14 protein-coding genes are annotated in these 13,104 nt (G+C 69.0%); 9 read left to right on the forward strand and 5 right to left on the reverse strand.

Features of this window, described 5'->3' with window-relative positions:
* Positions 1-37 precede the first annotated feature (37 nt).
* The 4 genes from Q9G87_RS21605 to Q9G87_RS21620 are packed head-to-tail and all read left to right on the forward strand — an operon-like array spanning position 38 to position 3,610.
* Positions 38-1,027 carry an ABC transporter substrate-binding protein gene (locus tag Q9G87_RS21605; protein WP_305918227.1) on the forward strand — a complete coding sequence of 330 codons (990 nt, stop codon included), beginning with the start codon at positions 38-40 and terminating at the stop codon, positions 1,025-1,027.
* Positions 1,024-1,800: an ABC transporter permease gene (locus Q9G87_RS21610; RefSeq protein ID WP_305918228.1), complete on the forward strand. Its 777-nt coding sequence runs from the start codon at positions 1,024-1,026 to the stop codon at positions 1,798-1,800. The genes Q9G87_RS21605 and Q9G87_RS21610 overlap by 4 nt, the downstream gene beginning before the upstream one ends.
* The gene (locus Q9G87_RS21615) at positions 1,797-2,588 is read left to right on the forward strand and encodes an ABC transporter permease (protein WP_305918229.1); all 792 of its coding nucleotides are present in this window, start codon (positions 1,797-1,799) and stop codon (positions 2,586-2,588) included. Before Q9G87_RS21610 ends, Q9G87_RS21615 begins: the two co-directional genes overlap by 4 nt.
* A gap of 17 nt (positions 2,589-2,605) precedes the next feature.
* Positions 2,606-3,610, forward strand: a complete 1,005-nt coding sequence (locus tag Q9G87_RS21620; protein WP_305918230.1) for a methyltransferase — start codon at positions 2,606-2,608, stop codon at positions 3,608-3,610.
* 48 nt (positions 3,611-3,658) lie between these two features.
* Here Q9G87_RS21620 and Q9G87_RS21625 read toward each other — a convergent pair whose 3' ends face one another.
* From Q9G87_RS21625 to Q9G87_RS21640, 4 genes are all read right to left on the reverse strand, one after another.
* Positions 3,659-4,246 (reverse strand): GTP-binding protein, encoded by a 588-nt coding sequence (locus tag Q9G87_RS21625; protein ID WP_305918231.1) that lies wholly within the window; start codon positions 4,244-4,246, stop codon positions 3,659-3,661.
* Positions 4,227-4,574 (reverse strand): DUF742 domain-containing protein, encoded by a 348-nt coding sequence (locus Q9G87_RS21630; RefSeq protein WP_305918521.1) that lies wholly within the window; start codon positions 4,572-4,574, stop codon positions 4,227-4,229. The genes Q9G87_RS21625 and Q9G87_RS21630 overlap by 20 nt, the downstream gene beginning before the upstream one ends.
* Positions 4,575-4,647: 73 nt before the next feature.
* Positions 4,648-5,070, reverse strand: coding sequence for a roadblock/LC7 domain-containing protein (locus Q9G87_RS21635; protein ID WP_020546542.1), 423 nt, complete (start codon positions 5,068-5,070; stop codon positions 4,648-4,650).
* Positions 5,067-7,991 (reverse strand): sensor histidine kinase, encoded by a 2,925-nt coding sequence (locus Q9G87_RS21640; protein WP_305918232.1) that lies wholly within the window; start codon positions 7,989-7,991, stop codon positions 5,067-5,069. The genes Q9G87_RS21635 and Q9G87_RS21640 overlap by 4 nt, the downstream gene beginning before the upstream one ends.
* 517 nt (positions 7,992-8,508) lie before the next feature.
* Here Q9G87_RS21640 and Q9G87_RS21645 point away from each other — a divergent pair.
* The 5 genes from Q9G87_RS21645 (at position 8,509) to Q9G87_RS21665 (ending at position 12,777) form a co-directional block, all read left to right on the forward strand.
* Complete coding sequence (locus Q9G87_RS21645) at positions 8,509-9,507, forward strand: ABC transporter substrate-binding protein (RefSeq protein ID WP_305918233.1); 999 nt, start codon at positions 8,509-8,511, stop codon at positions 9,505-9,507.
* Positions 9,504-10,319 carry an ABC transporter permease gene (locus tag Q9G87_RS21650; protein ID WP_305918234.1) on the forward strand — a complete coding sequence of 272 codons (816 nt, stop codon included), beginning with the start codon at positions 9,504-9,506 and terminating at the stop codon, positions 10,317-10,319. The genes Q9G87_RS21645 and Q9G87_RS21650 overlap by 4 nt, the downstream gene beginning before the upstream one ends.
* A complete protein-coding gene (locus Q9G87_RS21655; protein WP_305918235.1) occupies positions 10,316-11,164 on the forward strand; it encodes an ABC transporter permease in 849 nt (282 codons plus the stop codon). Before Q9G87_RS21650 ends, Q9G87_RS21655 begins: the two co-directional genes overlap by 4 nt.
* A 99-nt stretch (positions 11,165-11,263) precedes the next feature.
* Positions 11,264-12,037: an ABC transporter ATP-binding protein gene (locus Q9G87_RS21660; RefSeq protein ID WP_305918236.1), complete on the forward strand. Its 774-nt coding sequence runs from the start codon at positions 11,264-11,266 to the stop codon at positions 12,035-12,037.
* An 11-nt stretch (positions 12,038-12,048) separates the two neighbouring features.
* Positions 12,049-12,777: an SAM-dependent methyltransferase gene (locus Q9G87_RS21665; RefSeq protein ID WP_305918237.1), complete on the forward strand. Its 729-nt coding sequence runs from the start codon at positions 12,049-12,051 to the stop codon at positions 12,775-12,777.
* Between the two features lie 5 nt (positions 12,778-12,782).
* Here the strand turns inward: Q9G87_RS21665 and Q9G87_RS21670 are convergent, their stop codons facing one another.
* Complete coding sequence (locus Q9G87_RS21670; protein WP_305918238.1) at positions 12,783-13,103, reverse strand: tetratricopeptide repeat protein; 321 nt, start codon at positions 13,101-13,103, stop codon at positions 12,783-12,785.
* Between the last annotated feature and the right edge of the window lies 1 nt (position 13,104).

Raw genomic sequence — 13,104 nt, forward strand, 5'->3', positions numbered from 1 at the left:
CGTCTCCAGAACTTCCCCCTGGTAGGAGAACCCCCCGATGACACGCAAACTGCGCTGCAGCGCCGTCGCACTCGGCGTCGCAGTCGCCCTAGTGCTTGCCGGCTGTAGCGGCTCCGACAGTTCCACGACCGCGTCGACCGGCGCCAACGGCTTGGAGAAGACCACCATCAAGGTCGGGGCGATCCCGATCCCTGACTCCGTATCGCTCTACATTGCGGTGAACAAGGGCTACTTCAAGCAGGAGGGCCTGACGGTCGAGCCGGTGGTCATCACCGGTGGCGCGGCTGCGATGCCGCAGCTCCTGAGCGGTGCTCTCGACGCCACGCTCCAGAACTACGTGTCGGGGTTGGTGGCCGTCAGCAAGGGCCAGAAGATCAAGCTCGTCGCGGAGGCCTCCCAGGGCGCCCCGAACACGTTCAACATCATGGTCCCGAAGGATTCGCCCATCAAGACGGTGGCGGACCTGAAGGGCAAGACCGTCGCGGTCAACACTCTCGGCAACATCGCCACGCTCGCCGTGGAGACGCAGCTCAAGGTGGCTGGACTCACCAAGGACGACGTCAAGTACAAGGAAGTCGCGTTCCCCGAGATGGGCAACGCGCTCAACACCGGCCTGGCCGACGCGGCCTGGATGGTCGAGCCCTTCATCACCTCCACCCAGAGCACGCTCGGCTTCCGCAAGCTGGCCGACACGATGACCGGCCAGACCGAGAACTTCCCCATCTCCGGCTGGTCGGTCACCGAGGAATGGGCGCAGAAGTACCCGAAGACGCTGGCCGCGTTCCAGCGGGCGGTCGCCAAGGCGCTGAAGGACGTCTCGACCGACCGTAAGGAGCTCGAGACGGCTCTGCCGACGTACACGAAGATCGACGCGAAGACCGCGTCCGTGATCACGCCGCTGAGCTACCCGACCGAGCTGACCGCGAACCGCCTGCAGAAGGTGGCCGACCTCCTGCTCGAATACAAGTACATCACGAGCCCGATCGACGTGAAGTCCGTCATCATCCCGGCCCCCGCGGCCGGATGACCAGTGCTCGAGTGCTCCGCGGCGCCGCCGGCGCCGCGGGGCTCCTTGCCGTCGGGGAACTGCTCATCCGCTTCGTCGTGAGCGACGACGTGGTCTTCCCCGCCCCCTCGACCATCCTGTACGAAGCCGTGCTCCTCCTGGTCAGCCCCGAGTTCCTGACGGGACTCGGCACGACCCTGACCAACTGGGCGCTCGGCCTGCTGATCGCGATCGGGATCTCCGTCCCCCTGGGCGTGCTGCTCGGCGCGCTGCCGCCGGTGGAGCGGGCCATCAGGCCCGTGCTGGAGTTCATGCGCCCGATCCCCTCCGTCGCGATCATCCCGCTCGCCATCCTGCTGATCCCGGTGGACGGGCTGATGAAGATCTCGGTCATCGTGTACGCCTGCATGTGGCCGATCCTGATCAACACCCTCTACGGCATGCAGGACGTGGACCCGCTGGCCAAGGAGTCCCTGCGCAGCTTCGGCTTCGGCCCGCTGGCCGTGCTCGCCAGGGTGAGCCTGCCCAGCGCCGCCCCGTTCGTCGCGACGGGAGTCAGGATCGCCGCGGGCATCGCGCTGATTCTGGCGGTCAGCGCCGAGCTGCTGGCGGGCGGCACCGCCGGCATCGGCGTCTTCGTGGTCCAGGCCGCCAGCGGCAACCGTACGGACCTCATGATGGCGGCGACGTTCTGGGCCGGGATATTCGGCGTGATCGCGAACCTGGCGCTCCTGGCCGGGGAGCGCCGCCTGTTCCACTGGCACCGCATGCGGACAGGAGCGCAGGAGTCGTGAAAACCCTCGTGAAGGTCGGCGCCAGGTTCTGGGTCATCCCTGTGGTGCTCGTCGCCTGGGAGTTCATCGCGCGTGGGCTGGAGGACATCGACTTCCCCCCGCCGACGACGATCGTCGTCCGCATGTACGAGCTGTGGTTCTCCGGGCCCGTCACGCGGATCTTCCTGACCGACGACGCGGTGGAGAACCTGCTGCCGAGCCTCGGCCGCATGTTGAGCGGCTGGATCCTGGCCGCCGTGCTCGGCGTCGTGCTCGGCGTGCTGCTCGGGCGCTCGCGGACGGCGACCGACTACGTGGACCCACTGATCGAGTTCGGCCGGGCCATCCCGCCTCCGTTGCTGCTGCCGCTGTTCCTGGTGCTGTTCAAGGCCGGGCTGACCATGCAGCTGGCCGCGATCGTGTTCGGCGTCATCTGGCCCGTGCTGCTCAACTCCATCGACGGGGTCAGGGCCGTGGACCGCACGTACACGGAGACGGCCAGAGTCTTCAACCTGTCGAAGGCCCAGTACCTACGGGTGGTGCTCCTCCCGGCCGCCTCGCCGAAGATCTTCGCCGGGCTGCGGCTGAGCCTGTCGCTCGCGCTGATCCTCATGGTCATCTCGGAGCTGTTCGGCAGCACCGACGGCATCGGCTACCAGCTGCTGGTGGCCCAGCGCAGCTTCGACGGCGCGGGGGTGTGGGCGACGATCGCCCTGCTCGGGGTGCTGGGCTACCTGGTGAACTCCCTGTTCGTGCTGGCCGAGCGGCGCCTGCTCGTCTGGCACCGGCAGGCCAACCGCAACGCGTGATCCCGCTGGAAGAATTCATGCCGCATTCCGACGACCTCCTCTGGGGAGCCGTAAGCGATCTGTCCCGTTTCGCGGCTCTGCTGACCATGGCCGAGCTGGGCCTGGCCGACCACCTGGCGCACGGCCCGCTCGACGGCGCGGAGCTGGCCAGGCGCTGCGGCGCGCACGCGCCTTCGCTGCGCCGGGTGCTGCGCGAGCTGGCGAGCCAGGACCTGATTCGTCCCGCCGGTCCTGACACGTACGACCTCACCGAGCGAGGCGCCGCCCTGCGGTCCGACGCGCCGGACTCGGTCCGCTCCTCGATCCGCATGCTCGGCGAGGAGGGCTTCTGGTACGCGCTGGGCATGCTCCCCGCCACGGTGCGCGACGGCAGCTCGGCCTTCGTGAAGCGCTACGGCCACCTCTACGACCACCTGGCCAAGAACCCGTCGTCGAGCAGCCTGTTCGACGACTACATGAGGCGCCGGGCCGTGCCCCTCACCGAGGGCCTGGCCAAACGCTACGCCTTCCCCGCCACCGCGACCATGGTCGACGTGGCCGGCGGCAAGGGCCACATCCTGGCCACGGTCCTGCACGCCAACCCGCGGATGCGGGGCATCCTGTTCGATCTGGAGCACGTGACCGCCCACGCCGCGCGCACGCTGGCCGCGGCGGGCCTGTCGGACCGGGCGGAGGTCGTCGCGGGTGACTTCTTCGCCTCGGTCCCGGCCGGCGGCGACGTCTATCTACTGGCCAGTGTGCTGCACAACTGGGACGACGAGGATGCCGTCAAGATCCTGCGCAACGTCCGCCAGGCCATGAACCCGGGCGGTCGCGTCCTGGTCCTCGAGGTGGTGTTGCCCGACGACGAGGCGCCGCATCTGGGCAAGGACATCGACCTGCGGATGCTGGCGATCTTCAACGGGGGCGCGGAGCGCAGCCGCGAGGAATACGCGGCGCTGCTCGGGCGGGCGGATCTGGCGATCGGCGAGGTCATCGAGATGGGCTCCGGGGCGAGCCTCATCGAGGCCGGTCCCCGCTGAGCGAGGGCCTCCGGCGTGATCGTCAGGATTTCCTGGCGCCGCCGGGGGCTAACTGCCCCAGCCCGGCACGGCCATCCGCACCGTGAGCGCGTGCTCGACGAGGTTGATCAACGTGCTCTTCACCGAGTCCTTCTTGCGGGCGTCGAGCCGCACCAGCGGGATGTGCGGCGCCAGGGTCAGGGCGTCGCGCACCTCGGTGTCGCTGTGCGGATATTGGCCGTCCCAGCCGTTGACGCCCACGATGAACGGCAGCTGCGCTTCTTCGAAATAGTCGATCGCCGGAAAACTGTCGGCAAGACGGCGGGTGTCCACCAGTACGACGGCGCCGATCGCGCCGCGCACCAGGTCGTCCCACATGAACCAGAACCGGTGCTGTCCAGGCGTGCCGAACAGATAAAGGATCAGGTCACGGTCGAGGGAGACCCGGCCGAAGTCCATCGCGACGGTGGTGGTCGACTTCAGCGGCGTCATGCCGAGGTCGTCGATCCCCGCCGAGGCGTCGGTCATCACCGCCTCCGTCGTCAACGGCATGATCTCCGACACCGCACCGACGAACGTCGTCTTGCCCACCCCGAAACCTCCAGCCACCACGATCTTCGTCGAGGTGAGGCCGGGGCTAGAGCCTGCGAAGTCCACTGAGCACCCTTTCGAGCAGATTAACGTCGGGCCGTCCGGCGTCCAGCTGTGGCTGGTGCACGCGGACCAGGCCTTCGGCCGCCATGTCAGCGATCAGCACGCGTGCCACGCCGAGGGGAATCCGCAGCAGGGCCGACACCTCCGCCACGGACCGGACCTGCCGGCACAGTTGACTGATCGCCTGGTACTCCGGCGTGATATGCGAGAACTCCCGGTGCTCGGCCGTGGCCGAGGACACCAGAGCCTCCATCGCCAGTTTGACCCGCGGCGCCGTCCGTCCACCTGTCACCGCGTACGGACGGACGGGCGAAGCGGGGTCTGGGTTCAGCTGCGGCTGGGCCTGTGGCTCTGGCGGGGACGCCCATTCGCGGCTGGTCCATCGTGGGTCTGTCACGTGTACATCACCTGGTCTGGCTGGCACGCAGCTCCGCGCGCACAGCCGGAGTCAGCACCTGACCGGCGCGGTCGACCATCAGTGTCATCTGGTACGCCACCAGACCCATGTCGCAGTCCGGGGCGGCAAGCACCGCCAGGCACGAGCCGTCGCTGATCGACATGATCAGCATGAGCCCGCGCTGCATCTCCACGATCGTCTGATTGACCGCACCCCCCTCGAACACCCTGGCCGCCCCCTGCGTCAGGCTCACCAGCCCCGACGCGATGGCGGCCAGCTGATCAGCCCGGTCGGCCGGGAAACCCGACGAGGCCGCCAGTGGCAGCCCGTCAGATGAGACGACCACCGCATGCGCGACACCCGGGACCGTACTGACGAAATCGGTGATCAGCCAGTCGACCCCGCGTGCCGCATGGCTCAAATCGTTCATACTCCCTCCTCCCTGTCGTCGTTCCGCGGGCCAGAGGTGAACGCCGCCCTGCCCTCGTGGATGTCATCGCGTGCCGCCCGGAAGCCCTGCTGGAAGCTGGAGAGCCGGTTGCGCACCCGGTCCGGGGACACCGATGGCATCGGCGTGACGCCCTTCGGCGCCGACGAGGTGTCGGCCGAGCCGGGCACCAGGTTGGCCTTGGGCACCCGCTTGGGCAGCCCCGCCGCCGTCGATTCACCACGCACGGGCTCCACAACCGCCTCCGCAGCGCTCCAGCCCTCGTCCGCCTTGGTGGAGCTCCAGCTCTTGTCCCGCCCGAACCAGGCGGACTCCACAGCGGCGAAGATCGGCAGGTAGTCGTCGCCCGCGGACGCGGGCGGGACGGACGGCATGGGGCCGGCGGCCGCCGGTTCGCCGTCGGTGAACTCGAACCCCGGCCGCTGCGGCGGCATCGTGTCACCGCCGCTCCAGCCGGGCACGGACCGCTTGGGCAGGCTGCTGCCGTTCCAGCCCGCGTTGCGCGGCGGGGACCAGACGTCGGAGCTGTCGTAGCCGCCGGCGCCGCGCGGCTCGGCGGGCCAGGCCCCGGCGTCGGGCTGCCACTGGGTCGGCGGGGCCTGCCAGCCGCCCGGCCCGGCGTTCGACGGGAAGGAGGGGTGGCCTGGGCCCATCTGGTAGGCGGACTCCGGCCAGTCCGTGGCGGGCGGCGCGGGATGCGGTCCCGAGTACGGCTCCTCCCTGCCGCTCCCCGCGCCGGAGAAGGCGAGCGGCGGGTCGCCCGCCAAGGCAGGCGGCCGGCCGAACGCGGGCGGCTGGTCACCGCCCGCAGCGGGCGACTGTGCGAACGGCGAAGGCGGGTCACCAGGGAAGATGGCCGGCGGGTTGTAGGACGGCGGCTGGTTACCGCTGTAGGACGGCTGGCCGGGGAAGGTCGGCGCCTGGGAGCCGAGCATGTTCTCCGGGATGAGCACCATCGCGGTCAGCCCACCGGAGCTGTGCGGGCGCAGCTGCACCCGGATGCCGTGCCGGTGCGCCAGCCTGGCGACCACGAACAGGCCCATCCGCCGCGAGACCGACACATCGACGCTCGGCGCGTCGGTCAGCCGCTCGTTGGACTGGACCAGCTCCTCCTGCGTCATGCCGATGCCGGAGTCGGTGATCGACAACATCACACCGCCGCCGTCGATCCTGCTGCCCGACACCGTCACCCGGGTCTCGCGCGGCGAGAACGACAACGCGTTCTCCACCAGCTCGGCGAGCAGGTGGATGACGTCGTTGACGGCCTGTCCCGCCACCGAGACGCCGTCGGGCACCTGCAGCACGACGCGCTCGTAGTTCTCGACCTCCGACAGCGAGGCCCGCGCCACGTCGACCAGCTTCACTGGCTGGCTCCACCGGCGCGGCGGGTCCTGGCCGGCCAGCACCAGCAGGTTCTCGCTGTTGCGCCGCATGCGGGTGGCCAGGTGGTCGAGCTTGAACAGGTTCCCGAGCCGCTGCTCGTCCTGCTCGCCCTGCTCCAAGCCGTCGATCAGGGTGATCTGCCGCTCGACCAGCGTCTGGCTGCGCCGCGACAGGTTCACGAACATCGCGTTGACGTTGCTGCGCAGCCGCGCCTCCTCGCCGGCCAGCCGCACGGCCTCGCGGTGCACCTCGTCGAACGCCCGCGCCACCTCGCCGATCTCGTCATGGGTGTCCACGCCGATCGGGACGACCGGGCCGACCGTACCCTCGCCGCTCTCACGCAGCTGCTGCACGGTCTCGGGCAGGCGATGCCCGGCGATGTCGAGTGCCTCGTGGCGCAGCTTGCGCAGCGGCCTGATGAGCGAGCGGGCGATGAGCGAGATGATCGCGACCACCACGAGCAGCAGGACCAGGATGAGCCCCCCGGAGATCAGCGCCGAGCGGTTGGCGCCTTCCTCCAGGGTCCGGGCCCGCAGGATCACCGAGGATGCCAGTTCCTTCTCCACGCTGCGCAGTGCGTCGATCTTGCCGGTGCTGACCTCGAACCATGTGGCCACGTCCTTGTTGGCCGGCACGCCGATGCTCAGCTCCTTGCCCTCGGCCGACTGCGCCATGGCCCGCAACCGGAACAGGTCGGTCTGGTCCACGTCCCGGCCGACCACGGTGTTGCGGTAGAGCTCCAGCTGCTCGAGGTTGGCCAGGGTGCCGAAGAGCGTCTCCTCGCTCTCCTCGCGCGACTTGGCGTCGGTGAGCGCGTCGAACTCGCCGCTGTCGAAGCCCTTCTTGTCCAGCGCACTGGCCAGGATGCCGCGCTGCTTGGACGCCTGCTCCTTGGCGCGGGCGATCGCGGCCGTCGAGCTGGCGCTGTCGGAGACCTGGTCGTCGACCGCGACCTGGCCGACCTGGTCGTGGAACTGCAGAAGGGCCGCGATGATCTGCGAGTACTTCTGGATCATCGGCAGCGGCTGGATCTTCCCGTTGACGGCCGTGTCGCGCAGCGTCGGGATCTCCTCCAGACGCCGCAGCACCGGCCGCACGGCCTCGGCGTGGGAGTCGGTGATCGCCTGCGCCCGGTTCTTGGCCTCCTCGATGAGCGCGTTCACCCGGCTGTAGGTGGTGCGGAGCTGGGCCTCGCGGTTCTCGGGGCGGCCTTGGGCGATCCAGAGGGCGCTCTCGTCACGTTCGAAGGACAGCTCGTGGGTGACCGCCCCGAGCTGCTCGCTGACCTCGGCGACCTCTCGAAGGGTCTGGTAGGTGCTGGCGTCGTTGAGCGAGGTGATCACGTTCAGCCCGCCGAGGCCCACGGCCACGGCCGTGGGAACGACGATCAGCGCGATGAGGCGCGACCGCACGTGCCAGTTGCCCAGCCCGAACCTGCCAGACGACGATGCGGCAGGCCGTCGCTTCTGGTGCGCGCGCGGCTCGCGGTCGGCGGAAGCTTCAGCGCTCTGCGTTCTCACTTGCCTTCGCTACCTCTCGCCCCGGGAGGGGAATTCTCGGTGACCATGCAGGTAAATGCACGTGGGGCAATATGTACGTCGAGATAAGCGCCATTTGAGCACAAGGGTTAGCTAGGGCCAACCACCAATAGTGCCCCGATGAGGTGTTTATCCCTGATTGTCCGAAAAATTGGACTGAATCGGTAGACCGCCATCCATCTGGGAAAACGTCCAATATCAGGCGTCCCAGAAGCCACTTCAGACCCACAGAACGCGAGCAAGATCTGTCCCAGGAGTAACGGAGGTCCCGTCGACACCACCTTTCCCAAAATGGACAAACACTCAGTTTCTTACATCTCGTCAAAATTTCACGATATAGCGACAAACGGACATTGCAACCACAAGTGTTATCTTCGCGATAATGACCACCAATTTGGTGCTACGGTCAATCCCTGTTGTGCGTCAGGCACACAACCCCGGCAGCAGAAACCGCCCGGTCCCCCTCACCCCCCGGCTCCATCTGAAGGGAGTCCCTGACATGAGGCTTGGCCATCCCGCCAGGGCCGCCATCATCGGATTAGCTTTGACACTCGGCGCCGTCGCGTGCAGCACGGGCGGCTCCACTACTGCCAGCGCGCCACCATCCGCCACCGCCGGTGGCCTGGAGAAGACGAAGATCAAGATCGCCACCCTGCCGGCGATCGACAGTGCGGCCATCTACGTCGCCATCGACCAGAAGCTCTTCGAGAAGGAGGGGCTGGAGGTCACCCCGCAGGTCGTCCAGGCCGCGCCCGAGGCCATCCCCATGTTGCTGAACGGCGAGATCGACGCCATGTTCGGCAACTACGTGTCCATGTTCGCCGCCCACGACAAGGGCTCGCTCAAGCTGCGGATCCTGGCCGAGGGCTCGCGGGCCGCCCCCGACTCGCTGAGCATCATGGCCCTGCCCAACTCGCCCATCAAGACGGCCAAGGACCTCGAAGGCAAGACGATCAACGTGAACGTCCTGCGGAACTTCCAGGAGCTGGCCCTCACCCAGGTGCTCAAGGCCAACAACGTCGACCCCGCCTCGATCAAGTACGTCCCGGTGACGTTTCAGAACATCATGACCTCGTGGAAGAGCGGCCAGATCGACGCCGCCTACCTGGGCGAGCCCATGGTCACGGCGGCCACGGCCTCGATGGGCGCACGCAAGATCCTCGACCCGGCCTCCGGCCCCGCGGCCGAGTTCCCGATCTCCGGGTACGTCAGCACCCAGGAGTGGTACGACAAGAACCCGAAGGTCGCGGCGGCGTTCCAGCGGGCCATCCACAACGCGGCCAAGCTGATGGAGAACAACCGCGAGGCGGTGGCCAAGGTGCTGCCGACCTTCACTCAGATCGACGCGGCCACCGCGGCCACCGTCACGTTCCCGTACTTCTCCAGCAACGACAACCCGGTCCGGCTGCAACGCGTGGCCGACTGGATGCTGGAGGCCCAGTGGCTCGGCAAGGCGATCGAGGTCAAGTCCCTCATGTCGCCGACGACCTCCGGGTGAGCGCTCAGACCCTGGCCCGCGCCCGCCCGGCCGGGACCGCCACAAGGTGGTCGCGCCGGGCGGCCGGAGCCCTCGCCTTCGCCGCGCTGATCGAGCTGCTCAGCCGGACCGGCCTGGTCTCCTCCGAGTACCTGCCGCCCGTCACGGAGATCGCCGGGCGGGGCATGGCGCTCGTGTTCGACCCGGCCTTCCGCGGGCACGCCCTGACGAGCCTGCTCGCCTGGGCCATGGGGCTCGGCATCGCGGCGCTGATCGCCGTGCCGCTGGGCCTGCTGCTCGGCAGCGTGCCGATCATCGACGCCGCGTCCCGCTCGGTCGTGGAGTTCCTGCGGCCGATCCCGTCCGTCGCGCTGATCCCGCTGGTGGCGCTCATGATCGGCACGGGTCTGCAGCTGCGCGTCACGCTCGTGGTCTACGCCTCGCTGTGGCCGATCCTCTACAACACGATGTACGGCCTGCGCGGCGTGGACCCGCTGGCCAAGGAGTCGCTCAGGTCGTACGGCTTCGGGCCGTTGTCCGTGCTGCTGCGGGTCTCGCTGCCGTCGTCGGCACCCTTCATCATGACCGGTTTCCGGCTGGCCACCGGGGTGGCGCTGATCCTGACCGTGAGCACCGAGATCGTGGCCGGCCGTGGTGAGGGCATCGGCGTGTTCATCTTCTTCGCCGGCATCGCCATGCCCGCGCGGATGACCGACATCCTGGCCGGGGCGTGCTGGGTGGGGCTGTTCGGGGTCGCGGTGAACGCGTTGCTGGTCGCGGCCGAGCGGCTGGCGTTCCGCTGGCATCACGCGCGGTTGGGAGAGCCGGGATGAAAGCCACGGCAGAGGTCGCCACGTTCGCGACCAGGACCACGCTCGCGCGCCGCAAGGGCGTGCGGACGGCGGCGTTCCGCTGGCTGGTGCTCGTCGTGCTGATCGTGGTCTGGGAGACCGCCACCAGGGCGGCGGGCAGCCCGTTCTTCCCGGCGCCCAGCATGATCGTGGTGCGGATGCACACGATGTGGTTCTCCGGGCCGCCCGCCACGGTGTTCCTGACCGACGCGGCCATCGAGAACATCCTGCCGAGCCTCGGCCGGATGACCGCCGGGTTCATCGGGGGCGCGCTGGCCGGCGTCGTGCTCGGGCTGGCGGTGGGGCTGTCCGCGCGGGTGTACGACTATCTCGACGGGGTGCTGCAGTTCCTGCGGGCGATCCCGCCTCCCGCGCTGGTCAGCGTGTTCCTGGTGTTCGGGTTCGGGCTGCGGATGCAGCTGGCGTTCATCATGTTCAGCATCCTGTGGCCGGTGCTGCTCAACACCGCCGACGGCGCCCGCTCGGTGGAGCCCATGCACCTGCAGACGTGTCAGGTGTTCCGGCTGACGCGGGCCCAGCGGCTGCGCCTGGTGATCCTGCCGTCGGCGTTGCCCAAGATGTTCGCCGGGCTGCGGCTGGCCCTGTCGCTGTCGTTGATCGTCATGGTGTTCTCCGAGCTGCTGCCGGGCACCACGAACGGCATCGGATTCCAGATCACCTTCGCGAAGGACCAGACCGACCCTTTGTCCATGTGGGCCGGGATCGTCCTGCTCGGGGTGCTCGGCTACCTCCTGAACGAACTGTTCCTCATCGTGGAGCGCCGGGTGCTCGGCTGGCACCACTCCGCCCAGCGACTCACGGAGTAAGATCAGCGCCCTGAACAGGTTTACCTGACCGACATGTCCGGCTTTCCCTGCTCCGCTAGAGTCTGGTGCTGATGCCGGTCCCGCCCCCCAAGGAACTCCATGCTCGAGATAGACAACCTCTCCCACGTCTACGGCGGCGGTAGCCCGAACGCGCACCACGCCATCGAAGGCCTCAACCTGAGCGTCGCCGCGGGCGAGCTGCTGTGCATCGTCGGGCCGTCGGGCTGCGGGAAGTCGACGCTGCTGCGGTCGATCGCCGGCCTGATCACGCCGACGGGCGGCGAGGTCAAGGTCGAGGGCAATCTCGTGCGCCAGACGCCGGACAACCTGGCCGTGGTCTTCCAGGACTACAGCCGCTCGTTGTTCCCGTGGATGTCGGTGGCCGACAACGTGGCCCTGCCGCTGCGCCGCAAGCGCATGGACAAGAAGGCCCGCCGCGAGGCCGCCCTCGAGGCGCTGGAGTCGGTGGGGCTGTCGGGCGCGGAGCGCAAATACCCGTTCCAGCTGTCGGGCGGCATGCAGCAGCGGGTGGCGATCGCGCGGGCGCTGGCGTACCGGCCGTCGTTGTTGCTCATGGACGAGCCGTTCGGCTCCGTGGACGCGCAGACCAGGGAGGACCTGGAAGACCTGGTGCTCAAGGTGCGCGGCCACCACCAGATGACGATCGTGCTCATCACGCACGACATCGACGAGAGCGTCTACGTCGGCGACCGCGTGGTGGTGTTGTCCAAGGCCCCGGCGCACGTGGTCGGCGACCTCAAGGTGGACCTGCCCGGGCCGCGTGACCAGATCTCCACCCGCGAGCACCCCGACTTCGTGCACCTGCGCGCCGAGGTCGGCCGCCTGGTCCGCGGCCACGCGGCCGCCGTCTGAGAATGGGCGGCATGGACCGACAGCTGATCAGCGCCATCGCTCACCGCGACCATCCGATCGCCGCCCCCATCACAGACGCCAACCTCGACCGGTTGCTGCGCCGGGCAGAGCTGCCGGACGGCGCCCGCATCCTCGACCTCGGCTGCGGCGAGGCCGCGTGGTCGCTGCGGGCGCTCGAACTCGTCCCGTCGGCCGTCGCCGACGGCGTGGACCTCTCCCCGCACGCCCTTTCCGCCGCCGAACGGTCCGCCGCCGCCCGTGGCCTGACCGACCGGCTGTCACTGCAGCTGACGCCCGCCGCGGACTTTCCCGCCGCCGACCCGTACGACCTGGTGCTCTGCGTAGGCTCCACCCACGCCTTCGGCGGGCTGAAGGAGACCATGGACGCCGTCTCCCGCTTCGTCCGCCCCGGCGGGCTGGCGCTGGTCGGCGAGGGATTCTGGGAGCGCACTCCCGATCCCGCCCTCGCCGAGGCCATCGGCACGTTCCCGGACCTGGCGGGCACGATCGCGGCGGCCGAGTCCGGCGGCTGGCTGACTGTCTACGGCCATGTGAGCGACCTGGCCGAATGGGACGAGTACGAGCTGTCGTGGACCGGCACCCTGGCCCGCTGGGCCGCCGCCAACCCCGGCCCCGACGGCGAGCAGGCCATGGCCGCCATGAGACAGCACCGTGACATGTGGCTCACCGGTTACCGTGGGGTGCTCGGCTTCGTCTCCCTCCTGCTGCAGCGCGTCTAGGCGGGTCACTCTCCGGTCATCGCGGCATGGAGCCGCAGGTACGGCTCCGCGTCCTTCGGCCTGTTCTGGCGCTGCAGCGTACGGCCGAGCAGCAGGCAGGCGTACCCCTCGGCCGGGTCGCGCTCCAGGACCAGCCGGAGCTCGGCCTCCGCCCGGCCGAGCTGGGCCGAGTGGTAGTAGGCACGGGCCAGCAGCAGCCGGCTCGCCAGGTTCTCCGGGGCCGCCTCGACCACCCCGGCCAGGATGCGAGCGGCCCCGATGTAGTCCTCCGCGGCGAAGAACAGGCGGCCGCGCTCGTACTCCTCGGCCAGGTTCTCGATCACCATC

Source organism: Nonomuraea turcica, assembly GCF_030718205.1.
Taxonomy (GTDB): domain Bacteria; phylum Actinomycetota; class Actinomycetes; order Streptosporangiales; family Streptosporangiaceae; genus Nonomuraea.

Coding starts and splice junctions, on each gene's coding strand:
- Q9G87_RS21645 (WP_305918233.1), top strand. CDS start 8,509: ATGAGGCTTGGCCATCCCGCCAGGGCCGCCATCATCGGATTAGCTTTG.
- Q9G87_RS21660 (WP_305918236.1), top strand. CDS start 11,264: ATGCTCGAGATAGACAACCTCTCCCACGTCTACGGCGGCGGTAGCCCG.
- Q9G87_RS21605 (WP_305918227.1), top strand. CDS start 38: ATGACACGCAAACTGCGCTGCAGCGCCGTCGCACTCGGCGTCGCAGTC.
- Q9G87_RS21620 (WP_305918230.1), top strand. CDS start 2,606: ATGCCGCATTCCGACGACCTCCTCTGGGGAGCCGTAAGCGATCTGTCC.
- Q9G87_RS21655 (WP_305918235.1), top strand. CDS start 10,316: ATGAAAGCCACGGCAGAGGTCGCCACGTTCGCGACCAGGACCACGCTC.
- Q9G87_RS21635 (WP_020546542.1), bottom strand. CDS start 5,070: ATGAACGATTTGAGCCATGCGGCACGCGGGGTCGACTGGCTGATCACC.
- Q9G87_RS21610 (WP_305918228.1), top strand. CDS start 1,024: ATGACCAGTGCTCGAGTGCTCCGCGGCGCCGCCGGCGCCGCGGGGCTC.
- Q9G87_RS21670 (WP_305918238.1), bottom strand. CDS start 13,103: ATGGTGATCGAGAACCTGGCCGAGGAGTACGAGCGCGGCCGCCTGTTC.
- Q9G87_RS21665 (WP_305918237.1), top strand. CDS start 12,049: ATGGACCGACAGCTGATCAGCGCCATCGCTCACCGCGACCATCCGATC.